General features: G+C 36.0%; 18 protein-coding genes and 1 other RNA gene. 6 read left to right on the top strand and 13 right to left on the bottom strand.

Features of this window, described 5'->3' with window-relative positions; genetic code table 11:
- Position 1: 1 nt before the first annotated feature.
- From VB248_RS20650 to VB248_RS20640, 3 genes are all read right to left on the bottom strand, one after another.
- Complete coding sequence (locus VB248_RS20650; protein ID WP_323298732.1) at positions 2 to 418, bottom strand: PIN domain-containing protein; 417 nt, start codon at positions 416 to 418, stop codon at positions 2 to 4.
- Positions 406 to 654: a hypothetical protein gene (locus VB248_RS20645; protein ID WP_323298731.1), complete on the bottom strand. Its 249-nt coding sequence runs from the start codon at positions 652 to 654 to the stop codon at positions 406 to 408. Before VB248_RS20645 ends, VB248_RS20650 begins: the two co-directional genes overlap by 13 nt.
- 93 nt (positions 655 to 747) lie before the next feature.
- On the bottom strand, positions 748 to 1,830 hold the full coding sequence (locus VB248_RS20640) for an Ldh family oxidoreductase (protein WP_323298730.1): 1,083 nt from the start codon (positions 1,828 to 1,830) through the stop codon (positions 748 to 750).
- 353 nt (positions 1,831 to 2,183) lie between these two features.
- Here VB248_RS20640 and VB248_RS20635 point away from each other — a divergent pair, with 353 nt between their 5' ends.
- The 4 genes from VB248_RS20635 (at position 2,184) to VB248_RS20620 (ending at position 8,415) form a co-directional block, all read left to right on the top strand.
- Positions 2,184 to 2,759 carry a DUF502 domain-containing protein gene (locus VB248_RS20635; RefSeq protein WP_323298729.1) on the top strand — a complete coding sequence of 192 codons (576 nt, stop codon included), beginning with the start codon at positions 2,184 to 2,186 and terminating at the stop codon, positions 2,757 to 2,759.
- 162 nt (positions 2,760 to 2,921) lie between these two features.
- A complete protein-coding gene (locus VB248_RS20630) occupies positions 2,922 to 4,439 on the top strand; it encodes an FMN-binding glutamate synthase family protein (RefSeq protein ID WP_323298728.1) in 1,518 nt (505 codons plus the stop codon).
- A 630-nt stretch (positions 4,440 to 5,069) separates the two neighbouring features.
- Complete coding sequence (locus VB248_RS20625) at positions 5,070 to 6,959, top strand: ABC-F family ATP-binding cassette domain-containing protein (RefSeq protein ID WP_407652920.1); 1,890 nt, start codon at positions 5,070 to 5,072, stop codon at positions 6,957 to 6,959.
- A gap of 160 nt (positions 6,960 to 7,119) precedes the next feature.
- Entirely contained in the window at positions 7,120 to 8,415 is a 1,296-nt protein-coding gene (locus tag VB248_RS20620) for a type IX secretion system plug protein (RefSeq protein WP_323298726.1), read from the top strand.
- 38 nt (positions 8,416 to 8,453) lie between these two features.
- Here the strand turns inward: VB248_RS20620 and VB248_RS20615 are convergent, their stop codons facing one another.
- The 9 genes from VB248_RS20615 to VB248_RS20575 form a co-directional block, all read right to left on the bottom strand.
- A complete protein-coding gene (locus tag VB248_RS20615; RefSeq protein ID WP_323298725.1) occupies positions 8,454 to 9,449 on the bottom strand; it encodes a glycosyltransferase family 2 protein in 996 nt (331 codons plus the stop codon).
- A gap of 424 nt (positions 9,450 to 9,873) precedes the next feature.
- Complete coding sequence (trmD, locus tag VB248_RS20610) at positions 9,874 to 10,560, bottom strand: tRNA (guanosine(37)-N1)-methyltransferase TrmD (RefSeq protein ID WP_323298724.1); 687 nt, start codon at positions 10,558 to 10,560, stop codon at positions 9,874 to 9,876.
- Between the two features lie 5 nt (positions 10,561 to 10,565).
- Positions 10,566 to 11,093, bottom strand: a complete 528-nt coding sequence (gene rimM, locus VB248_RS20605; protein WP_323298723.1) for a ribosome maturation factor RimM — start codon at positions 11,091 to 11,093, stop codon at positions 10,566 to 10,568.
- A 183-nt stretch (positions 11,094 to 11,276) separates the two neighbouring features.
- Positions 11,277 to 11,795, bottom strand: a complete 519-nt coding sequence (locus VB248_RS20600; RefSeq protein ID WP_323298722.1) for a 30S ribosomal protein S16 — start codon at positions 11,793 to 11,795, stop codon at positions 11,277 to 11,279.
- A gap of 212 nt (positions 11,796 to 12,007) precedes the next feature.
- Positions 12,008 to 12,409: RNase P RNA component class A (gene rnpB, locus VB248_RS20595), an RNA gene on the bottom strand.
- A 22-nt stretch (positions 12,410 to 12,431) separates the two neighbouring features.
- Positions 12,432 to 13,844 carry a DUF4403 family protein gene (locus tag VB248_RS20590; protein ID WP_323298721.1) on the bottom strand — a complete coding sequence of 471 codons (1,413 nt, stop codon included), beginning with the start codon at positions 13,842 to 13,844 and terminating at the stop codon, positions 12,432 to 12,434.
- A gap of 261 nt (positions 13,845 to 14,105) precedes the next feature.
- The gene (locus tag VB248_RS20585; RefSeq protein ID WP_323298720.1) at positions 14,106 to 15,101 is read right to left on the bottom strand and encodes a Smr/MutS family protein; all 996 of its coding nucleotides are present in this window, start codon (positions 15,099 to 15,101) and stop codon (positions 14,106 to 14,108) included.
- A 140-nt stretch (positions 15,102 to 15,241) separates the two neighbouring features.
- Positions 15,242 to 15,733: a YchJ family protein gene (locus tag VB248_RS20580; protein WP_323298719.1), complete on the bottom strand. Its 492-nt coding sequence runs from the start codon at positions 15,731 to 15,733 to the stop codon at positions 15,242 to 15,244.
- Positions 15,734 to 15,789: 56 nt separating this feature from the next.
- Positions 15,790 to 16,155, bottom strand: a complete 366-nt coding sequence (locus tag VB248_RS20575) for a DUF2200 domain-containing protein (RefSeq protein WP_323298718.1) — start codon at positions 16,153 to 16,155, stop codon at positions 15,790 to 15,792.
- Positions 16,156 to 17,001: 846 nt separating this feature from the next.
- Here VB248_RS20575 and VB248_RS20570 point away from each other — a divergent pair.
- Together VB248_RS20570 and VB248_RS20565 are read left to right on the top strand one after the other, a co-directional pair.
- Entirely contained in the window at positions 17,002 to 20,034 is a 3,033-nt protein-coding gene (locus VB248_RS20570; RefSeq protein ID WP_323298717.1) for a SusC/RagA family TonB-linked outer membrane protein, read from the top strand.
- Between the two features lie 18 nt (positions 20,035 to 20,052).
- The gene (locus VB248_RS20565) at positions 20,053 to 22,002 is read left to right on the top strand and encodes a RagB/SusD family nutrient uptake outer membrane protein (RefSeq protein ID WP_323298716.1); all 1,950 of its coding nucleotides are present in this window, start codon (positions 20,053 to 20,055) and stop codon (positions 22,000 to 22,002) included.
- Between the two features lie 232 nt (positions 22,003 to 22,234).
- Here the strand turns inward: VB248_RS20565 and VB248_RS20560 are convergent.
- Positions 22,235 to 23,317, bottom strand: a 1,083-nt coding sequence (locus VB248_RS20560; protein ID WP_323298715.1) for a tetratricopeptide repeat protein, incomplete at its 5' end; no start/stop codon positions are given.

Raw genomic sequence — 23,317 nt, 5'->3', positions numbered from 1 at the left:
GTTAATCAACCCAATTTTGATATGAGATGCCTTCTATTCTCATCATTTCTCTTACATTTCTACTAACAAGAATACAATTCTCGGTTAAAGCTGTACAGCCAATTAAAAGGTCAAAGTCACTAATTGGTTTCCCTAATTTTTTCAAACGTGTTTTTTGTTCTGCAAAAACTTCAAAAACTGGACGAATGGGTAATACTCTATTTTTGAATCCTTCAATGAACTGCTGTAATTTAGCTTTGTTTTCTTCTTTTTTAGTGGAAGCACTATTGGCTATTCCATACATAAGTTCTAAGATTGTCAACTCTGAAATATAGCAGTTCCCCAAGCCTACCGATAAAATTTTAGCAGGAATATTGTATTCATTTTTAATAAAATGAATACAAATGTTCGAATCCAACAGGTACTTTACGCTGTCCATGAAGTATCAATATCTTTAGTCGTTCTTGATTCTTCTATTATTTTAATTAATTCCTCGCTTGATTCTGGTAAATCAAGGCTACCTGCCAAAGCAAAAAATGAAGCATCGTTGGTGATGTCACTATTAGAAATTGCATCGGTTTGTTGAACAGTAAACTTAGCTTTAAGCCTTTTTGCTAAATCTATAAAAAGTTGATAATCGTCTTGAGAACTCGGTTCGATGAGAATTGCATTCATATTTTTTACATTTTTAAAGCGTCATCAAACAATACTACAAACACAAGGAGACTTAGCTCATTAGTACGCAATCATCTTTAAAGATAAAACATTTTAGCTCAAACCTTGAAAATCAATACCAAATCTGTTTGCTAAAGCTTGTAAATCTTTTACAACAGGGTCTAAAAGTGTAATACCATTGGCTTTGCGTTCTGCTTCTATTTCACGCTCTGGGTCGCCGGGTACTAATACTTTTTTGCCTTCAACGGCTTCTGCTGCATGAAAACGGTCAATCCATTTATCCATATCTGCTTTAAATTCCTCTGCCGGACGAAAAGCATCAATTCGCATCGCACCCAAGAAATGCCCAGTACCTTTTCCTACTTGTTCACCTGCCGACATAAAGCCTGCCGTAGCAAATGGCGGTACCCATGGCCCAAAATTTGCCCCAGAAAGTACTCCAGAAAAAATATCAACAATCGCTCCTAAGCCATATCCTTTGTGTGAACCGTGTTCACGGTCTCCACCAAGAGGCAATAAAGCTCCTCCATTTTTTACTGCATTTGAGTCGTCAGTCGGATTTCCTTCTTTGTCTTGTACCCAACCCAATGGTGCAGGCGAGCCTTTTCTTTGCAATATTTCCATTTTGCCATAGGCCACGGCAGTACTGGCAAAATCTGCTACAAAAGCTGGATTTTTTTGTGCAGGTACTGCTACTGCAATGGGGTTTGTACCCAATAATTTTTCTTTTGAAAAAGTTGGCGTTACTAATGGTGCTGCATTGGTCATTGCCCAGCCTATCATATCGTTATCAGATGCCATCATGGCATGATAGCCTGCTATACCGAAGTGATTGGAGTTTTGTACTGAAATCCATCCTGAACCTATATTCTTAGCTTTTTCCATTGCAATTTGCATGGCTTTGGGGGCTACTACTAAACCTAAACCTTTGTCGCCATCAATGACGGCTGTCGAAGGTGTTTCGTGAACGATAGTAATATTCGGATTCGGATTGAGTCTTCCATTGTCATATAAACGAACATAACCGCTTAATCGTGCCGTTCCGTGCGAATCTACTCCTCGCAAATCGGCTGAAATCAATACTTTAGAGGCAAGTGTAGCATCCGCTTCGGGACAGCCAATCGAAAGAAAAACCTGACGGATGAAATTTTGTAGGTAGCTATATTCGTAAATCATCTTTTGAAAATTAAGATTTTGTATTTCTACAAAAAAAATCTTTGTACTCATTTAAGGACTACAAAATTACGAATAATTGTTCGATGAAAATTTTATTTTTGACAAAAAGGCTGTTTTATGTGATGAATTTCACGAGCTTTGAAAAGGTCATTTCTTAATTTTTCTCAAAAAACATCCTTCTTTTGTTGAACAAATCATTAAAAAATCAAATTAAATTTTGAACAAAGCTTACTTATCAAGTAATATTGAAGGCATATTGATACGATTTTGGGTCATTCGTCTAAAAAAATAGAACCTTGACTTTGAAAATATCGTTTTCAAACGTAACAAATAAATTCTAACAGTATCGAAAAATGTCTTCCGCATTAAAGCAAATTACAGCCAAACTTTTTAGCTATTTTGTTAAAGGTTTATTTTTACTTGCCCCAGTATATATTACGGGTTATATTATTTTTAACTTGTTGAACTCAATTGATAAGGAATTTTACTTTCATTTCAGAGGAACAGGTTTGGCAATCATGGTGGCAATCATTATGATTGTGGGCTTTTTGGGTTCAACTTTCATCTCTATTCCATTAATACAAATTTTAGAGGAAGGTGTTTCTAAGTTACCTTTAGTGGGCTTGATTTACTCTTCTTTAAAAGATTTAATAGGTGCTTTCGTGGGCGATAAAAAGAAGTTTAATCAACCCGTCAGGATTATTTTCAATAAAGAAAATGGTATTCAAAAATTAGGCTTCATTACGCAAACGGACTTAAAGTTCTTAGACCTTGAAGACTCCGTCATTGTGTATTGTCCGCATTCTTATGCTTTTTCGGGCGAAATGTTTATCGTTCCTACTTCAAGTATTACTTTATTAAACCTACCTGCTTCCGACGTAATGAAGATGATTGTTTCGGGGGGTGTTTCTTTAGCCAATAATGTTTAATAAATTCCGTTTAAGGTCAAAAAAACACCAAATAACACTTTCCTTGTGTAATCAAACGTGTTTTTCAAAACACTAATCGAAGAAATACGTTTAACCTGCAAAACAACTCAATTGTATATTATGATACTTATGGATGTATTTTCAAATTTTTCTTGGTGGCTTATGCTACCCATTGCATTAGTTCTTTTGGCTATTCGTGACATCCTGCAAAATCGCCACACTATTCAACACAATTTCCCCGTGGTAGGGCATATTCGGTATATGCTTGAGAAAATCGGCCCCGAATTACGCCAATATATTGTAGCCAATAACCGTGAGGAACTTCCCTTTAATCGTGGCGAAAGAGCGTGGGTCTATGCTTCGTCAAAAAAAGAAAACAATCTTCAAGGCTTTGGTTCAGACCAAGACTTCAATTCGGTTGGTTATATTTTTATTAAACACGCCATGCTTGGGCATAAACTTTCGGCGAATCATCCAAACCAAAAAGACCCAAGTGCAGTACCTTGCTCAAAAACTATTGGAGAGTACCACAAGCGTAAACGCCCTTACAAACCTTATTCTGTGGTAAATATTTCGGGCATGAGCTACGGTTCTCTTTCTGCAAAAGCGATTGAATCACTGAATAAAGGAGCGTTGAAGTTTGGTTGCTATCATAATACTGGCGAAGGCTCGCTTTCTCCTTATCATAAGTACGGTGCTGATGTAGTAGTAAATATTGGTACAGCTTATTTTGGTGTAAGGGATGATGAAGGCAATTTTTCTATGGAAAAACTGGTGAAAATGACGACCGAAAATCCTTTTATCAGGGCCTTAGAATTGAAACTTTCGCAAGGAGCAAAACCAGGAAAAGGAGGGATGCTACCTGCGGCAAAAATAACAAAGGAGATTTCCGAAATCAGACATATTCCTATGGGTAAAGATGCCCTTTCGCCTGCTTTCCATTCTGAGTTTTCTACCATTCCTGAAATGATTGATTTCATTGAATCTATGGCTGAAAAGACTGGTTTGCCAGTAGGTATCAAATCGGCAGTTGGGAAATTAGAGATGTGGGAAGAGTTGGCTCAGTACATGGTTAAAACAGGTAAAGGGCCAGATTTTATTACGATTGATGGCGGTGAAGGTGGTACGGGTGCTGCTCCTCATGCTTTTGCTGATCACGTTTCTTTACCTTTTAATTTTGCCTTTACTAAAGTCTATAAAATCTTCCAGAAGTATGATTTAGCAGACAAAATCGTCTTTATTGGTTCGGGTAAATTAGGTTTTCCAGAAAAAGCAATGATGGCATTTGCGATGGGTTGCGACTTAATCAATGTTGCTCGTGAAGCCATGATGTCTATTGGTTGTATTCAAGCTCAAGTTTGTCATACTAATCGCTGTCCTGCGGGTGTTGCTACTTCAAATCAGTGGTTACAAGGTGGTATCGACCCTGCTTTAAAGAGTGAACGTTTTTATAATTATGTAAAAACACTTAATAAAGAAATCCTTGAGATTACTCATGCTTGCGGTTATGAACATCCTTGCCAAATGTCGATGCAAGACGTTGATATGGTAATGGGTGATAACAATAAAACACAATCTTTGGCTACTACTTTTGGCTACAATAAAACAAAAGTACCTTTTGAAGGAGTGGCTAAGTTATTAGAAAGCCCATATTTAGGAGGAGGAAAAGCGAAAGCTTAAATGGTAAGTATATTTTTCATTTAGCAATTAAGCTTAGTGCATTCTGTGTTTTCATAAAATAGAGAATCTTTTGGTGAATAGCCTCATAAAGGCTGCACATCGGTAGATTTATTGTAAATAATATCCCTTTCCAATCCCCATCAGGACGAAATATTTCGTCCTGATGGGGATTGGAGGGTTTAGTAAATACTCATATCAATATTTTACCGATATGTTGTTCCTAACGGAACTGTAAAAAATCAAGAATCGGTCGCTGAACTAATTTAAACCAATTTTTGACTCTAATATTAGGCATAGCTTGTGTTTACTCTCCAAAACTTTTTTTAGAATTACTAAGCTCCCAATACATTTTGCCAAGTTCCGAGTATAAGTTGGCAAGTCCCCGATACATTTTATCAAGTCCTCATTATGAATTGATAAATCCCCGATAAAAATGAAAGATTATAAGTCGCATTTAACTTTATTTTAGTAGAGATTTACCATTTAAAAGGGTTGATTTTAACTTTCATTTGATAAATACTCTTCAAAAAGCTTTACATAACAGCTATTGAAGGCTCTTTCGCCTTTTTTCATTACCTTTGTAGTATGTTATCTATCAATAATCTTTCGTTTTATTTCGGTTCTCGCCCAATGTATGATGGGGCGAACTTACATATCAAACCCAAAGACAAAATCGGTCTTATTGGGGCAAATGGTACAGGTAAATCTACCTTACTACGTATTATCAACGGCGAGTACTTGCCCGATGGAGGAAGTATCTCTAAATCTGGGGATTGTACGATTGGATTCTTAAACCAAGACTTACTTTCTTATCAAAGTGACGATTCTATTCTTTCGGTAGCCATGCAGGCTTTTGAAAGACAAAACTTCTTGCAAGCTGAAATCGACAAGGTTTTACATAAAATGGAAACCAATTTTGAAGATGACGATGTAAATAAGCTCGCTCGTTTTCAAGAAGAATTTGAAGCTTTGGGCGGTTATACCATTCAGTCTGAAGCAGAGGCAATTCTGGAAGGTTTAGGTTTTAGTACCGACGAGCTTTCTCAACCCTTAAAGAAGTTTTCTGGAGGTTGGCGTATGCGTGTGATGTTAGCAAAACTACTTTTGCAAAGACCGTCGCTATTGATGCTGGATGAGCCTACCAACCACTTGGACTTACCGTCTATTGAATGGGTTGAAAACTATATTAATACTTATGAAGGAGCAATTATTGTAGTTTCCCACGATAGATATTTCTTAGATAACACCGTTACAACCATTGTTGAAGTTGCTGGTTCAAAGTTGATTCCATATTCTGGAAATTACTCTTTTTATATGGAAGAAAAAGCTTTGAGAAATGAGATTCAAAAAGGAGCTTATGAAAACCAACAGCAGGCAATCAAACAAACCGAAAGATTTATTACTCGATTTAAAGCAAAAGCTACGAAAGCAAGACAAGTACAATCGAGAGTAAAAGCTTTAGAAAGATTAGAATTGATAGATGATGTTTTGGACGAGAACGCTAAAGTGAATTTTAAATTCAATTTTGGTACTCAGCCGGGGCGTTTTATCATGCACTTAGAAGACGTAACTAAAGCTTACGGGCCTAAAAGAATTCTGACTAATACTAATGCCGTAATCGAAAGAGGCGACAAAATTGCTTTAATTGGAGCAAACGGTAAAGGGAAATCTACGGTATTAAGAATTATTGATGGTTCAGAACAATTTGATGGTGAGCGTAAAATGGGGCATAATGTGATAGATTCATTCTATGCACAGCACCAATTAGAAAGCCTTGACATTAATAATACGCTCTTAGACGAATTGAAAATGACTGGTACAGGTAAACTTGAGACTGAGTTGAGAAGTATCTTGGGGTGTTTCTTGTTTTCGGGCGATGATGCTTTCAAAAAGATTAAAGTACTTTCGGGTGGAGAAAAATCAAGGGTTGCTTTGGCGAAAGTATTGATTTCGGAAGCTAACTTTTTGCTACTTGATGAGCCTACCAACCACTTGGATATGATGTCTGTGAACATCTTGATTCAAGCTCTTCAACAATATGAAGGTACTTATGTAGTAGTTTCTCACGACCGTTTCTTTGTTTCTGAAATTGCTAATAAAATTTGGTATATCGAAGACGAAGAAATTAAAGTATATCCGGGTACTTATGATGAGTACGAAACTTGGATGGAACAACGTCGCTTAAATGGTGAATTTAGCAAAGAAGTTTCGCCTAAAAAGACCGTTGAAAAAGTAGTAGAGAAAAAACCAATGGATGATTTTGCGAAAAAAGAGGCTCAAAAGAACCTTAAAAAGCTTAATCAGAAATTGACAGATACAGAAAACGAGATTGCTAAATTAGAAAAGCAAAAAGTAGATAAAGAAAAAACACTTGCCGACCCGATTACTTTTAAAGACCCAGAGGCTTTAAGACGGGAAAATGAAGCTTATCAGAAAATCTTGAATTTACTGGAAGAAGCCAACGACACTTGGGAAGAAGTAATGCTCGAAATTGAAGAATTAGAAAGCTTAGTGCAGTAATTTTTGAGATTTCACAGTAAGTATTTTTATAAAATTACATTAAGTAACAACAAAAACGCAAATGAGCAGTACCTCTGTTTGTTTGCGTTTTTTGGTTTAGAATAAAAAAATATAAATTTCGTTATTTCAGACTTAAAAGTTTCACTCTCGATATAGCTCTATGAAAATTACGCAAACTTTACTCTTACTTTTGCTCTCTTTTACGCTTTTTTCACAAAAGAAAAAGACTTTTAATGAAGATAAGAAAATCATTTACGATAACCACATTTACGAAAATTATATTCGTACTGTTCAATTGTATCCTGTATTAAGTATCACTAAAAATCCACAGGAAACCCTGAATCCACCCGTTTTAAACCTGACGGATGCACAAGTACTCAAATTAGAATTTGATTGTTTGGCGACAGAGTTTAGTAATTTTCGGGTAAAAATTGTTCACTGCAATGCCGATTGGACTCCCTCTTCGCTTAATGATGTTGAATTTTTAACAGAATTCAATGACTTCCCAATCAATGATTATCACAACTCATTTGCTACCAAAATCCCTTATATTCACTTTGCCGCAGAAATTCCCAAAACCAAAGTTGCGGGTAATTTTTTAGTAATTGTTTATAAAAATCGGAATGAAAACGATATTATGTTTACTCGTAGATTTTTGGTTTATCAAAATCAGTTAAGAGTTTCGGGAAGTGTTGTTTTTCCAAACAATGCACAGAAAAGACTTACGCATCAACAGGTAAATTTTAGCGTCAATTACGCTGGTTATGAAGTATTAGACCCGAAAATGGATTTAAAGATTTTGATTCGACAAAACTTTAGAGATAGTAGAGTACTCAGTAATCTAAAACCATTTATGATAGATGCCTATAATCAAAAAATAGATTATCAATTCTTTGAAGGCGAAAACCAAATGGAAGGATTGAATGAATTTAGATTATTCGATGGGAGAAGTACACAGCAAAAACTGGTAGGAATAGATAAGATTATTCAAGGGCCACAAGAAAGTATTATTGAAATTCGGAGTGAAAAACCACAAAATGGTTTGGGTTATGTTTCAAATAATGATTTTAACGGGATGTATGTGATTGATAATTATGAAACAAACAGAGGCGACACCGAATCTGACTATGTACGTTTTAGTTTTCAATTGAAGATGGATTCATTAGACAACAAAAAAGTATATATAAACGGTGCTTTCAACGATTGGCAGCTCAATGAAGTCAATCAAATGCACTATGTGCCTGAAAGTCAGTCTTATGAAGCCTTTATTCAGCTCAAGCAAGGTGTTTATAATTACAATTATGTTACGAAAGATGCTTCAGGAAATATCAGTGAAACTGAATTAGAAGGCACACATTCACAAACTGAAAATGTGTATGAAGTATTGGTGTATCATCGACCAATAGGAGCGAGGGCTGATGCTTTGGTGGGCTATGTATTGCTGAAAAATCGCTAAATAATAAAAGTTCACGCTTGAAAAGAGATGAACCTTTATTATTTGAATCGTACATCTATGTTATCTTCTGTGGCGATTTTGTAAAAACCTTTTATTTTAAACACAGTTTTCCAGAAGAATTTAAGATAAACAAGGGTTTTGAGTGCTACAATTTTTTGGCTTCTCAATTCTCCAAAAGGATTTCTCAACTTTGAGATATTGACAAATATTTTCCACACATAAAAGAATGTAGCTAAAGAAACGTAATGAAAAATAAGAAAAAGATAAAATGCTAAACCATATTCTTTACGAATCCAAAGCAGATTTGATACTTGCATTTGCGTTCCAAATCTATTGATTGGCGAAATATTAGTTCGTCTAAAAGGAGAATCTTTTTCGAGGTGAACAAAGCGAATATCTGGATAATAACATAATTTTCCTACTTTCCTTAGTCTTCCAGCCCACTCAAAATCTTCGGCATACATAAAGAAATCCTCATCCATTTTTCCAGCCAAAGCTACTGTTTCTCGGCTTAGGAGCATGAATGCACCACAAGTTAATTCAGCCTGATTTTCGTCTTCAAAAACAGGATTTGGAAAAATTTTATCAAGCCATTGGTTCAAACTATTGGGTAATACGATTAAAAACTTCAAAAATTCATTTCGATTTCTGAAATAGTGCATGGCTTCTAAATTTGCGGTGACTTGCAAACCGCCAATCACAGCCACATCTGGATGTTGTTTGAGTCGTTCAACAGACTTGTGAATAGTGTTTTCAAAAAGAAGCGTATCAGGATTCAATAATAAGAAGTACTTGCCTTTCGCTGCTGCCATTCCTACATTGTTGGCACGTGAAAAACCTGCATTATAAGAAACTGGAATCCAAACAATGTCTGGATGTTTTGATTTAATATTACTTTCAGAATGGTCTTCTGAATGGTTATCTACTATAATAATTTCGTACTCAAGGTTTTTTGTAAATTCTTTAATAGAAGAAATACAATTGATAATTAACTCTGATGATTTATAATTGATGATAATAATGGATACATCCATACAAAGATTTTTTAAGTAAACCAACAAGCTAAAATTTCTCCGAATTGTTGAAGAAACAATACCTTGTTAAAAAACAGCGAAAATAGCGATAATCTTTCTCTTTTATGAATTAATTCAATGAAAAGCACAAAAAAGCCCAATGCCAATGACATCAGGCTTTCTAAATATAATCCTTACTTTATTTAATATTTTTATTCCTTGATTTTAAATATGTACTCAGAATGAAATGTCTATTCCTTTACAAAGCCTTGATATTTTCTTGTTCGAGACTTATGATACAAATTTAATAAAAAATACAAATAATTAAATATATAATACAATTATTTCAAGAATTTTTTTGCTCTTTTCTGAAAAATAAGCTTGAAATGAATATTATTGACTACAAAGTACCTGTGTTGTCTAAGTAATTATGCTATATTTTGAGTTATAAGCCTGTTTTTTTAAACAAATCTGGGCGTTTGTTACGAGTACGCTCAACAGATTGTTCAAAACGCCATTCGTTAATTTTAGCTTCATGACCAGAAAGTAATACTTCTGGAACGGCAATTCCTTCAAATTCGGCTGGGCGAGTATAAACTGGCGGAGCTAAAAGATTGTCTTGAAATGAATCTGTCAGTGCCGAAGTTTCATCATTTAATACTCCCGGAATCAAGCGAATGATAGCATCTGCACAAACCGCCGCCGCTAATTCTCCGCCCGAAAGTACATAATCGCCAATAGAGATTTCTTTCGTTACGAACATATCACGTACTCTTTGGTCAACACCTTTATAATGTCCACACAAAAACAATAAATTTCCTTGTAAAGAAAGATAATTAGCCGTCTGTTGGTTGAAAGTATCGCCGTCGGGCGTCATGTAAATGATTTCATCGTAGCTTCTTTCGCTCTGTAAGTGGCGAATACAACGTGCAATAGGTTCAATAGACATCACCATACCTGCACCACCACCAAAGGCGTAGTCATCCACTTGGCGTTGTTTTGATAAAGAATAATCACGAAGGTCGTGCAAAACTACTTCTACATGACCTGCCTCTTGTCCACGTTTGAGGATAGAATGAGCAAAAAAGCTCTCCATCAATTTAGGAACTACTGAGATAATATCTATTCGCATGATAATTAATCTTCTAAATATACATCCAACAAACCATCTGGTAAGTTTACATTCAATACTTTGGCAGCTTTGTCGGCATCAAGTACGATTTCATCAATTACAGGAATAAATACTTCTTTGCCTTTATAATCCATCACCAATAAATCCTGTGCTTGCATGGCGTGTACGGTTTGTACTGTACCCAGAGTACCTAATTGTTTATCAATAACCTGAAAACCAATGATTTCGTGGTAATAAAATTGGTCATCGTCTAATTCTGGTAATTCCTCCAAAGGCAAGAAAGCATTTAGGTTCACTAAAGTTTCAGCTTTTTCTAAAGTAGTAATATCTTCAAAATGGACAATCGCACGATTGCCTGATGGACGATAAGTTTCAATAAAATAGGGTACTAATTCGCCATTTACTTCCAAAAAAAGGCTTTCTAAGTCTTCATAATCTTCAGGAAAATCTACATCCAGCCAAAGAATTACTTCGCCTTTTAGTCCGTGTGTTTTGGTGATTTTTCCTAATTCAAAACAATCATTTTTTGTCATTTTATAAGATTATCAAATTGCAATTGATAGATAAATTTTTGTGAGTCTTTCTTGTTGAATCTTAATTGGCTGAAAAACAAGTGATTAATTTCACAAAACAAAAGTATGGATAATAAAAAATGATACAAAACAACTTTTAATAAAGAGTTTTGTATCATTTTTTATGATAATTTTCTTCAGAAATTACTCAGCGGCTTCTTCAGTTGCTGGAGCTTCAGCTTCTTCAGCTGCAACTTCTTCTACTACTGCATTTTTCTTAGCAATTGCAGCGGCACGAGCAGCGTTGATTTCGATTTCTCTTGCTAAACGAGCAGCTTTTTCAGCAGCTTTGCTTGCATCAAGGCCATCAGTTTTGCCAGAGATTTTTAAATCTTTGCTTACTTTCCAGTCATTAAATTTAGCATCTGCAACTTCTTGAGAAATTGCACCTTTGTTCACACCCACTTGCAAGTGTTTTTTCAACAATATACCTTTATATGACAAAATTGCACGAGTAGTATCTGTTGGTTGAGCACCGTTTAAAACCCATTTCAAAGCACTTTCTTCGTTCAAGTTGATTGAAGCAGGGTTTGTATTTGGATTGTACGTTCCGATTTTCTCAATGAATTTACCGTCACGTGGAGCTCTTGCGTCAGCGATAACGATGTCATACATCGCTAATTTTTTACGTCCACGACGTGCTAATCTAATTTTAACAGCCATTTTTTATTTACGTTTTAGTGAAGGAACCCGTCCTTCGGTTATGGTATTTGTAAATTGGAGTGCAAAGATAGTTAAAATTAGAGACTTAGCAAGAACAGATGAACAAAATATTTTGAGTTTTGATAAAGAAAAATATTTTACGGATTTTTTTCGGTTTATTTCAAGCAAAAAGCCCTGCATGATTAAAATTCATACAGGGCTTTTCAAAATATGTTAGAAAACATTCTATAAGCCGGATTCTGTCAATTGAATTTTTCTTTGCAGAAATTTCCAAAAGTCTTATCATTTATCTCGAATAGTAGTCACCTACTACCTCTATCAACCTACCCACTGACACGAACGAGCCGCCCTTTACTTTGTTGTTGCCAACGCCGCTTGCCAGCCTATTTGGTCTTTCAACTCATGAGGTTTACCTATGCCTCGTTTGTCGCCAAACGAGCGGTAGTCTCTTACTCTACCTTTTCACCCTTACCCTTTCGGGCGGTAATTTTCTGTGGCACTTGCTGTTACAGTTTCGTCGCCAAAACCGCACCTTCCCGTTAGGAAGCATGATGCTCTGTGTTGTCCAGACTTTCCTCCCTTGCATTCACAAAGGCGATAAGACGAATGCTTTCTGCTACAAAGTTAGTGTAGTTTTTACAAACCATCTACTTTTATGTCTAACTTTCCATTGGCATTGATTACCGCAATGATAGAATTGGGCGTTAGATATACCTTATCTGGCGTCAGTTCATTGATGTTTCCGTTGAGCGTTATGCCTTTTGCTACTTTGTTATTGCTCAGATTTGCCTGCATTTGTTTTTTCATGGCATCAATTTGTCCGCCAATTTTAAAGGTCAAAGCGTCCTTCATATTTTTAGCAAATTTACCTTGAAAAAACCAATTGGCTGTACTTATCAAAACGTTTTTGGTTTTTAAATCATAGTCGAAATTTTCTAAATAAATCGTCTGATTAGCAGGATTATAAGTAGGAATTCCTTTGTAATAAATATTTCCGTTGATACTTCCTTTCAAACCTGCTTTAATCACCATTTGCTCTTGTTCGCCGTAAATGTCAATTTCGGTTACACTCACGTTGTACTTGCCATCTTTGAACGAGAAATTTTGCCCAATTAAAGTATCCGCTGTAAGTTTTGCGGCTTCACTTAAAGGAATTTCAGCGATAATGCCAACTTTGAAAATATCTGGAATATCATTCACTAACTTTAAATCTGGGACTGAATTAACAGGTAAATAAGAAGGTTTTGCTCCTGTAATGGTTTCTGTATAAGCTTGTATGCCGATGGTTGCCTTCACTTTATTGTTGACAGTTTCAAGGGGTGTCATCTGCAAACCGATTGGCGTTACTTTTAGCCAAGTACGATATTTTTCAGAAAGTAAATAAGGTTGCATGGCAGTATTCCAAGCCTGTACCACATACTTTTTGATTTCTACATTTTTCTTTACGGCATCGTCCAACGATTTCAATAAAGTAGCTTGTTGTGAATTTAAAGCTCTTTCTACCAAAGCTGTAATCGGAATTTCGTAGCCAGCCAAGCGTAGGGTTGGCTTTTTTATCCATTCATAACCCATCGGGAAACTCTTGACACTTGCTGTCCAGTTTGGAGCAATTGAAAAATTTGTACCGAATTTAAGGTTAAAATCAAAAGCTAACTCTTGCGGAGGAATAGAAATTCCCATTACTTTATAGCCAGCACGTACCCAAACTTTAAGCGGTACGTTGAATAAAAAGTTATTGTCTTTGGTCGTGACAGTAATGTTTGAACGCTTATTTACTTTGCACATAAAATTGTCAAAGTTGTTGTCGTCCATACTATTATCTTCGTAAATCAAATCTTTTACATTGACATTGATTTGATTTTCAATATCTGTCATCGAAATTTCAAAAGGAATGCCAATCGTCGAAAGGCTTTTTTCCACTTGTTTTCCATTGTACATATATGATTCTTTAGGTGCTTCGGGATTGGCATTGGTACTGGTAGTACTTTTTGAACCAGCACAACCTTGAAGTAAACTTGCCACTAATAAGGCAAAAAGTATTTTTTTCATTTATGTTTTATATTTTTATATAGCTTACGTTTTAAACTTGATTATGGTATTCTTGAATAAATACTTCTATTTATTTTTATCAAAAAAATATTTATTTTATCAAGACCTTACTTTTCTTGTCTTGACACAAGAAAAGTAACAAAAGAAAGTCAAGAAATTCCGAAACTCGCTCCGCTCAAACAGCGGAATTTCGTAAAAATGTTGACACTGAAGTATTTTATAATTCATAACTCATAACTCATAACTCATATCTATTAAAATCTATTTAATCTTCACTTTAGTAGCTCCGTAGCCAAATTTTTCTTTTTGAGCGTCCTCGAAGTACTTCACATTTTTATGTCCAGACAATTTCTTGTGAATCGCATCTCTAAGTACGCCATTTCCTACGCCGTGAATAAAAGTAATTTCATCCATTCCGTTGGCAATAGCGGCTTCAAATTGTTTATCAAAAGTACCTAATTGCAAAGCCAACATTTCTCGGTTCGACATCGCCCACGAATCAGCCGATAGTTTTTCGATGTGTAAATCAACCGAAAGCGAAGGTTTTGAAGGTAAGCTCATCACAGGCGTATCTACCTGTTTTTCAAACATTTGTTCCTTCAATTTTTCAGTATCAATTTTTTGTGGCGGTACTGGATTCACGGCATCGTCTGAATCTAACTGAAACAAATGTGCATCTTGGTTCAGAATTGGAGCTTTTTGTTTACTCTTGAAAAAAGTATTTACTCTGAATTTCAAACGTCTAACCAAAGGCTCAGGCAATTTCATAAATGCCAAGCGGTAAAAAAACGCTTGAAAAACAAATGTTCCCCAATCTTCAAAATCTTTTACCAATACATTTTGTACTTTCAGCGATGTTTTAGGTTTTAAAACGCCTGCTGCCAAACCTTTATGGTGTGGGTCTGAACCAACCGATAACATAAACGGTAATTCCCAGTCAGTATTATTGATAAGATGTTGCGAAAGTTCACGGTCGTTTACGGGTACAAAAGCCATGTAAATTCCCTTGTTTGCTAAAATTTCTGGACTTGCTGGCTGACGACGCTCGATACTTGCCTGTGGTTCAAAAGAACGAGAAGGGGCAACGGGCTTGAAAGTTTTTTGTTCTAAAGCATCAATAATTACAGCATCCGAACGCTTCACGGGAATGGTGAAACCATCTTCAATTTCTATTTCAATAATATTATTCGATAAAACCTTTGTAATGATTCCTTCTTCTTTCCCACGTATTAGTCTTACTCTGTCTCCTATATTCATTTTCTTGATTGTTAATTTGTCCGCAATTTAGGGCTTTCGCCACAGTTAACAGTTATTTGAAATCTGTTATGTAAAAATTTAACTTAAATAAAAAGCTCGTCGTTCACAGCTCGCCGCTCGCATCTCAAAGCTAACAGCTACTAAACGCCACAACATTTTTTATATTTTTTACCACTTCCACAGATACAAGGGTCGTTTCTGCCAATGAGTACTGCTGGGCTAAGTTTTTGGGGGTTGATGATGCCTTTTACATAAAACCATTTTCCATTTTCTTTGATAAAAGTTGAATGCTCGTGATGGATTTGGTTTTTCCCTTCAGCATCTTGGAAGTAGGCTTTAAAGCTTACTTCGCCAGTTGAATCGTTGATTTGCCCGTTTTTAATACTGATAATTTCTAATTTTTTCCATTGGTTTTCACTTGCCCAATCCGATAAATCTTGTTCGGTGAATTTAGAGCGTTCAGAGAAATAGGTACTCTGCATTAAATACTCTGGAGCAATCGACGCATAGGCAGAATACCTCGAACGCATCAAGGCTTCGGCAGTTAGTGCCTCTTTTTTTCCTGTGATAATAGGTTCGCAACATTCACTAAAGGGCAAGTGAGAGCCACAATAACATTGAGCAGGCATCATAAAAATGGGGTATTTGGATAAACTTCATTGAAAATTTCAAATTTAAGCGATTCAGCTTAGGCTGAACGCAAAATCTTCTCCATTTTTTTACCTTTTGCCAGTTCGTCCACCAGTTTGTCTAAGTATCTTACTTGTTTGGTCAAAGTATTTTCTATTTCTTCAATCCGATAACCACAAATTACCCCTTTAATCAATGAAGCATTTGGGTTGATTTGGGCTTGTTGAAAAAATGTTTCAAAAGTCACTTTTTCAAGTATGAAAGCCTGTATTTTTTGTTCATCGAAGCCAGTCAGCCACTCAATCACCTCGATTAATTCATCTTTAGTTCTGCCTTTGCTCTCAACTTTGTTAAGATAATGAGGGTAAACCGATGCGAAAGTCATTTTGGCTATTCGCTCGTGGTGTTCGTTGCTTGCTTTCATGGGTTGTGATTTTAAAATGAAAAATATATTGAAATTACACTAAACCTATGTGATTTTATGAATATTTTGACTGCTCAACAGAATGTTTTTTCCATTTACTTATGAATTTGTAGGTGTTAAATTTCCCAAATTTCAATTATAAACATAGGCAGGTTTATGAGTGAGAACTATCAAGTTTTCGAGTAAATCAAGCTGATAACTCCTTTCTACCTTTCTTCGAAATTCACGCTAAACTATTATTTTAACAACTTTAAATAGAATAATTATTTGAAAAAAAGTAAAAAAAACACCTATTTTTTTGCCTTTTTTCCTCAGTTTTTGGCTTAAAAAACCTTCAATTTTTTTATGAAAAATATGCTATTTAAAATTTAGAAAGCTAATTTTTGAAATCGAAGATTGGCTTGATGCTTTTCTGAAAAAGTAATTTTCGGGAACGATGTCGGGAACGATGCCATAAACTGATTTCTCCATTTTTCGGACTTCAAAAAACTTAAAACAGCTTTTTGTAATTTTGGTACAATACTATGATTATATAAGAATAATTATATTTTAATCTGCTATAAATTGTATCAAAACGAGATATAATAATACAATGTAAAGCCACTTTATACAGGAAGGAGCAGGACGGTTAGGCGTATATGCCGAAATACTTTTGATTCGATAAGACAAAATAATATTAAATAAATCATATTTTAATAGGTCTTATTTTCTCATAAGTATTCAATAAAAAACCTAATCTCAATGCTTAAAAGATTACTAAGTGTGAGTGTGCTAATGGCCTTAAGTAGTGGGTACACTCAAGTTCAGGGTAAAAATCATTTGGTACTTACCAAAAAAGCGAATTGGTTGAATTCGACCAAAGTCTATAACAAAGTGGGGGTGTCGTTGCCAGTTACCGGAAAAGTAACCAGTAGCGACGGCGAAGCTTTACCCGGAGCGAGTATTAAAATCAAAGGTACAACTAAAGGTACTGCCACGGGTGCGGATGGTACTTTCAAGATTGATGTACCAGATGGAAATGCGGTATTGGTAATTTCTTCAACAGGTTATGAACCGAAAGAAGTAATTGTTGGCAATCAGACTGTAATCAATGTTGTTTTACAAAACGACGTAAAGGCTCTTGAAGAAGTAGTCGTAATTGGTTATGGAGAACGTAAAAAGTCGGATGTTACGGGGGCTGTGGTTAGTGTAAGTGCCAAAGAACTTACACAAAGACCAGTGGCGAATGCCCTACAAGGAATGCAAGGAAGAGCGGCTGGGGTAGATATTACTTCAAACGAAAGACCCGGACAAGTAGGAAATGTTACGATTCGTGGGGTTCGTTCATTGACGGCTTCAAACTCGCCTTTGTATGTGGTGGATAATATTCCATTAATTTCTGGCGGTATCGACAACCTCAACCCGAACGATATTGAATCAGTTGATATTTTGAAAGATGCTTCTGCCACCGCAATTTATGGTTCTCGTGGGGCAAATGGTGTGGTAATTATCACGACTAAAAGAGGTAAAAATGGAAAATATACTTTGAGCTTAAATTCAAATTATACCGTTGAGACGCTTCAAAATAACTCTCAATTGATGGATGCGGCTCAATACATTGATTACAGACGATGGTCATATTATTATTTGAACTCGAATTTGTATCCTCGTGGCGACCAACCTACACAAGCCAATGACTTTCTGATTTTCAAAGGTTCAGGTGATTTATCTACTTGGAATAATATCCTTAAAGGCTGGTCTGGTGGTACTTGGGATGGCTCGAAAGTAGAAAATACTGACTGGATTGGCATGGTTACTCGTCCGTCGGTAACGGGTCAGCATACCATCAGCGTTAGTGGTGGTACTGAAAAAATGAAATCTTATGCTTCATTCGGTTTTATTGATAATCAAGGTACTGTAAAAGGACAAAGCTACAAACGCTATTCAGCCAAATTGAGTGTTGATATCAAAGCAACCAATTGGTTTTCAATGGGTGGTGTTTTGAATACTTCTTATTCAATCAACGAATACGGTCAGTCGGGAGCAGGAAAAAATACCAACGTAGGAGCATCAGGCTTGTACGAAAGTGCCAGAAACTTGTTTTCTTATGCTGTTCCGTATGATGCAAGTGGTGTAAGAGTACTCTATCCGGGTGGCGACGATGCTATCAAGAGTATTATTGATGAAGAAAAGTATTCGCAAGACCAACGTATTAATTTAAGGGTTTTTGGTAGTCTTTATTCTGAGGTAAATTTTGGTTCATTTTCTAAAAATTTAGATGGACTTAAATTTCGTATCAACTTCGGCCCTGATATTGCATTCAACAAAAACGGTGTTTTCCTTGATGCCAATTCAGTAATTAGATCGGGTTCAAGCTATGCTTCTTTGGCAAAAGAACAGTCAACTTCTTACACTTTAGATAATATGCTTACTTACAGTAAATCTTTAGGTAAACATCAAATCAGTGTAATGGCTTTGCAAACACAAACAGAATTGAGCTACGACAGAAACGTAATGGCAGCAGACAACGTACCGATGACAAGCCAGAAATGGAATGCTCTAACGATTCCATTGTCGTCGTGGGGTTCTTCATTGGTAGAAAGACAACTTCGCTCGTACTTAGGACGTATCAATTATGACTTTGGTAATAAATTCTTGGTAACTGTTTCGGGTCGTTATGATGGAGCTTCCCAATTAGCCGAAGGCAATAAATGGGCATTTTTCCCAAGTACTGCTTTAGGATGGAGATTAACTAATGAGAAATTCTTGCAAAATCAAACTTGGATTGATGATTTAAAAGTAAGAGCAGGGGTAGGGGTAACTGGCAACTCGGCGATTGACCCTTATGCTACCAAAGGTGGATTGATTCAGATTTATTATCCTTATGGCGGAACGCTTGGAACTGGACAAACCAATAATTCAACTTTGGCAAACCAAGATTTAAGTTGGGAAAAAACAACCCAATACAACTATGGTATTGATTTCTCTTTCTTCAAAAGAAAAATTACGGGTACTTTAGATTACTATACTTCGCATACCACAGATTTGTTGATGTTAAAAACGATTCCTTCGGTAACAGGTTTTGTAAATACTTATGCCAATATTGGTGAAACTGCCAGTCAGGGTATAGACTTAACCGTTACGACATTGAATCTTAGCAAAGGAGGATTTGAATGGAGTTCAACTTTCAATGGTTCTTGGCAAGACAACCACATCATCACTTTAGCCAATGGTAAAATTGATGACATTAACAACAAATGGTTTATCGGACAAAGTCAGGGAATTATCTACGACTACCAAGCACTTGGACTTTGGAAAGAAGCGGATGCCGCAGAAATGGCGAAGTTCAATGCAAACGGACAGGCTTTTACAGTAGGTTCTGTTAGACCTGCCGATTTGAACGGTGACTACAAAATTGACGCAACCAACGACCGTAAAGTATTGGGAAGTACCATTCCTAAGTTTATTGTAGGTTTAACTAACAACTTCGACTACAAAGGTTTTTCTTTATCAGTAATGTTGTATGGTCGTTTAAGTTATTTGTATAATACTGGTGGCGAGTCGCTGAGTGGTCGTTTCAATCAACGTGTTGTAAGTTACTATACACCAAACAACCAAAATGCAGATTATCAACATCCCTACTACACAGCCGCATCCGGAGACCCTTATTATACAGCTTTAGGTTATAAAGATGGCTCGTTTATTAAAATCAGAAATATCTCTTTGGGCTACAATTTGCCTGATAAATTCTCGCAAAGCATTGGCGTAAGTCATTCAAGAATTTACTTCCAAGCTCAGAATGTTGGTATGATTTACAACAATATCAAATGGTTGGATATGGACTTACAAAGCTCTGCTTGGAATAGAGGTTTCACAATGGGTATTAATGTTGAGTTTTAACTTTTAACAATTTTTGCAATGAATAAAATACAATTTAGATATATAAAAACTGGGATTTGTGCCTTAGCACTTTTAGCAAATATCTCTTGTCAAACAGATTTTCTAAAAGAAGAGCTAACGACACAAAGAGGTAATGCGTATTACAGTACCGAAGAAGGGATTCAAGCAGCAGTAACAGGTGCTTATAACCAGACTTTCGCTGTGCCATTTTCTGGAGAAGTACAATTTGCTACCACCAATTATGGTACAGATGAATTTCATGTAGGAGGCGACGGCTCGAACAGTACTTGGAATAATTATGATGGTGGTTTCAAACCTATCGTTACGGCTGTAAATGGTAATACCGTTGTGGCAGAACGTGCTTGGGATATGTATTATATCGCTATTGGGCTATCAAATCAAATTATTAAATCTGCTACTGAAATTACTTCTACGAATAATGCCATTAAGAAAACAGCTTTGGGCGAAGGCTATTTTCTACGTGCTTTCAATTATTTAAGATTGGTGCGTCAGTATGGTGCTGTACCCTTGAAATTAACTGTAAGTACAACGGTAGAATTAGAATTTACTCGTGAGTCGCCAGAGAAAGTATATGCTCAAATCATTGATGATTTTACAAAAGCTTATGATTTATTAGAAAATTCTGCCACTACGGCAAAAATCACCAAAGATGCTGCCGCTCATTATTTGGCAAAAGCGTATCTTTCAAGAGCCAGTGAAATCAATAATACTTGGAACTCTGCCACGAAAGCGACTGATTTGGCAAAAGTTGTGAGTCTTTCAGATGAAGTAATTGCCAGACATCCGTTGGCTAATAATTTCGGGGAACTTTGGGCTTATACCAAAGCCAATGGTGCGAATGAAAATTTATCTGAAATTATTCTTTCGGCTCAGTTTTCGGATAACCTTTTGGCGACTACTTTCAATGCCAGTCACCTGTACTTTACTTCACGTTACGACGACCTCCCATATATGCAACGTGATTTAACTGGGATGAGACCATACAGCCGTCTTGCACCAACGTACTTTACTTATGATGTTTTCGACCAAGTAAATGATTCTCGATTCTGGAAAAGTTTCAGAACAAAATCAAGATGTAACAAAGGAAGTGGTAAGTACGCCAATGGAGATTTAGGGATTATGTACGTTATCAATAACCCAACGGATACTCGTTTTGCCAATACCAAAAACTTAGATGCCATTGTGTATGCTAAAACAGGCAAAACCATTCCTTCGGTTTATGTAGCTCATGCTACGGATGGTAAAAGTTTATTGACCGACGTTCGATTTCCTTCTTTGAGTAAACATTTCGACGGCGGACGTTTGGCAATCAACGAAACCAGAGGTTATAGAGATGAAGTACTTGCCAGATCAGCAGAAACTTATTTGATGGCTGCCGAAGCAAAAATCCGCTTGGCAAGTCTTGGACAAGGTTCTTATGAGTCGGCTCTTCCATACATTAATGCGATTAGAAAAAGAGCCGCTTATAAAAACGGCGAAGATAGAGCTTCTTATACCGACGGTGCAGCCGCTTACGTAGTGTCACAGGCTGGGCAGAATGTTGATATTAATTCATTCTATACAGAGAATTCTTATTATGAATCAAATAATATTCCTGTGTCAACCGCAGCGACATCGCTCGAAATCACAAGTACGGCTAATTTGCCTGCTCAAGATGTGGCAGTAATTAACAAATTAGGCTATACTACTACTTACGACAAAATGCTTTGCTTGGTATTGAACGAAAGAACAAGAGAACTTTGCGGAGAATTTCACCGTTGGGAGGATTTAAGCAGAACAAAAACCTTGATTGCAAGAGCCAAAGCTTATAACCCGGGAGCAGCTAATTATATCAAAGATTATCATTTGTTGAGACCAATTCCACAAACTTTCCTTGATGGTATTTATAGCAGCGGTCAACCACTAACAAGCGAGCAAAAAACAGCCATGCAAAATCCGGGGTATTAATTTTTTTGGCATTAGGCAAAATATTTTATGATTTGCTTATGGTTTTGAGCCTAAAGTATTGGAATTAATATTGTTTGAATTCTTAACAATGTTTTGGTTTTTTGAATAAAAAGCGTCTGTCTAAAAAATATACTTTTTAGACAGACGCTTTTTATTTGCAAGGTTTGTGGTGTCTTCAAGGCTTGTGTTTATGGTAAAGGTTTGGGCTATTATTCTATTTTGAATGTAATTACTACTTTAGCAATGCCCGTACTTTCTCAAAATCTGGATGCTTTATACCCTCCTTTTCTAAATCTATTAAATCATTTAAAAAACTTTCTTTTAATGGTTTTTCATTATTGCCAATTAAATTTTGCTTTTCTTGATAGATTTGTTTTGCTTCATTCCAACGATTTTGTAATAAAAGTGCCAAAGCCAGATTGGTATAAAGCCAATGTTGCTCAGGAGCGATGGCTAAACCTTTACGTGCATAGTCTTCTGCTAATTGATACTCTTTACAAAACAATGCATACCAAGCACCATTACCCAAAGCTGATATTTTTTCATTTTTGGTAGCCAAAGGGTATTGACTATTAAAATCTATTACGGCTTTTTCTACATTGAGTTTATGCTGATAAAGTGAATCAATAGAAATAATTTTTGATAAAATATCTTTTACCTTTTTAGCCTTTTGCCAAAAGCCATCATCCTTTAGCATAATAGCAATAGTTTGGTAACTTTTAAGCCCTTTTGTCATCAACTCCTCCGTCTTATTTATCTCATTTTCATTTAGCCAAAATAAGGCATAGTTTGTTTGTGTATTAGCTACATCAGGCAAGTATTGTTGAGGATTGTCTTTGGCTAATGCTTCTCTTATCATCAAAGCTCTCTCATAGGCTTTTTGAGCTTGCTCTTTTAAATTATTGTCACTGTAAAAATTACCCAAATTGTTTAAGGTAGTAGCCACAAAAGGCAAGTATTGTTGAGGATTGTCTTTGGCTAATGCTTCTCTTATCATCAAAGCTCTCTCTAATGCTTTTTGAGCTTGCTCTTTTAAATTATTGACCCTGTAAAAATTACCCAAATTGTTTAAGGTAGTAGCCACAAAAGGCAAGTATTGTTGAGGATTGTCTTTGGCTAATGCTTCTCTTATCATCAAAGCTCTCTCATAGGCTTTTTGAGCTTGCTCTTTTAAATTATTGTCTTTATAGAATACGCCCAAATTGTTTAAGGTATTAGCCACATCAGGCAAGTATTGTTGAGGATTGTCTTTGGCTAATGCTTCATAAATCATCAAAGCTCTCTCATAGGCTTTTTGAGCTTGCTCTTTTAAATT

Source organism: Arcicella rigui (assembly GCF_034929435.1).
In the GTDB taxonomy this organism is placed as follows: domain Bacteria; phylum Bacteroidota; class Bacteroidia; order Cytophagales; family Spirosomataceae; genus Arcicella; species Arcicella rigui.
The sequence above is the reverse complement of the archived record's forward strand: the minus strand, read 5'-3'. Positions and strand labels throughout refer to the sequence as shown.

Coding starts and splice junctions, on each gene's coding strand:
- VB248_RS20615 (WP_323298725.1), bottom strand. CDS start 9,449: ATGGATGTATCCATTATTATCATCAATTATAAATCATCAGAGTTAATT.
- VB248_RS20575 (WP_323298718.1), bottom strand. CDS start 16,155: ATGAAAGCAAGCAACGAACACCACGAGCGAATAGCCAAAATGACTTTC.
- VB248_RS20625 (WP_407652920.1), top strand. CDS start 5,070: ATGTATGATGGGGCGAACTTACATATCAAACCCAAAGACAAAATCGGT.
- VB248_RS20590 (WP_323298721.1), bottom strand. CDS start 13,844: ATGAAAAAAATACTTTTTGCCTTATTAGTGGCAAGTTTACTTCAAGGT.
- VB248_RS20645 (WP_323298731.1), bottom strand. CDS start 654: ATGAATGCAATTCTCATCGAACCGAGTTCTCAAGACGATTATCAACTT.
- VB248_RS20620 (WP_323298726.1), top strand. CDS start 7,120: ATGAAAATTACGCAAACTTTACTCTTACTTTTGCTCTCTTTTACGCTT.
- VB248_RS20635 (WP_323298729.1), top strand. CDS start 2,184: ATGTCTTCCGCATTAAAGCAAATTACAGCCAAACTTTTTAGCTATTTT.
- trmD (WP_323298724.1), bottom strand. CDS start 10,560: ATGCGAATAGATATTATCTCAGTAGTTCCTAAATTGATGGAGAGCTTT.
- VB248_RS20565 (WP_323298716.1), top strand. CDS start 20,053: ATGAATAAAATACAATTTAGATATATAAAAACTGGGATTTGTGCCTTA.
- VB248_RS20630 (WP_323298728.1), top strand. CDS start 2,922: ATGCTACCCATTGCATTAGTTCTTTTGGCTATTCGTGACATCCTGCAA.
- VB248_RS20600 (WP_323298722.1), bottom strand. CDS start 11,795: ATGGCTGTTAAAATTAGATTAGCACGTCGTGGACGTAAAAAATTAGCG.
- VB248_RS20585 (WP_323298720.1), bottom strand. CDS start 15,101: ATGAATATAGGAGACAGAGTAAGACTAATACGTGGGAAAGAAGAAGGA.
- VB248_RS20640 (WP_323298730.1), bottom strand. CDS start 1,830: ATGATTTACGAATATAGCTACCTACAAAATTTCATCCGTCAGGTTTTT.
- VB248_RS20580 (WP_323298719.1), bottom strand. CDS start 15,733: ATGATGCCTGCTCAATGTTATTGTGGCTCTCACTTGCCCTTTAGTGAA.
- VB248_RS20650 (WP_323298732.1), bottom strand. CDS start 418: ATGGACAGCGTAAAGTACCTGTTGGATTCGAACATTTGTATTCATTTT.
- rimM (WP_323298723.1), bottom strand. CDS start 11,093: ATGACAAAAAATGATTGTTTTGAATTAGGAAAAATCACCAAAACACAC.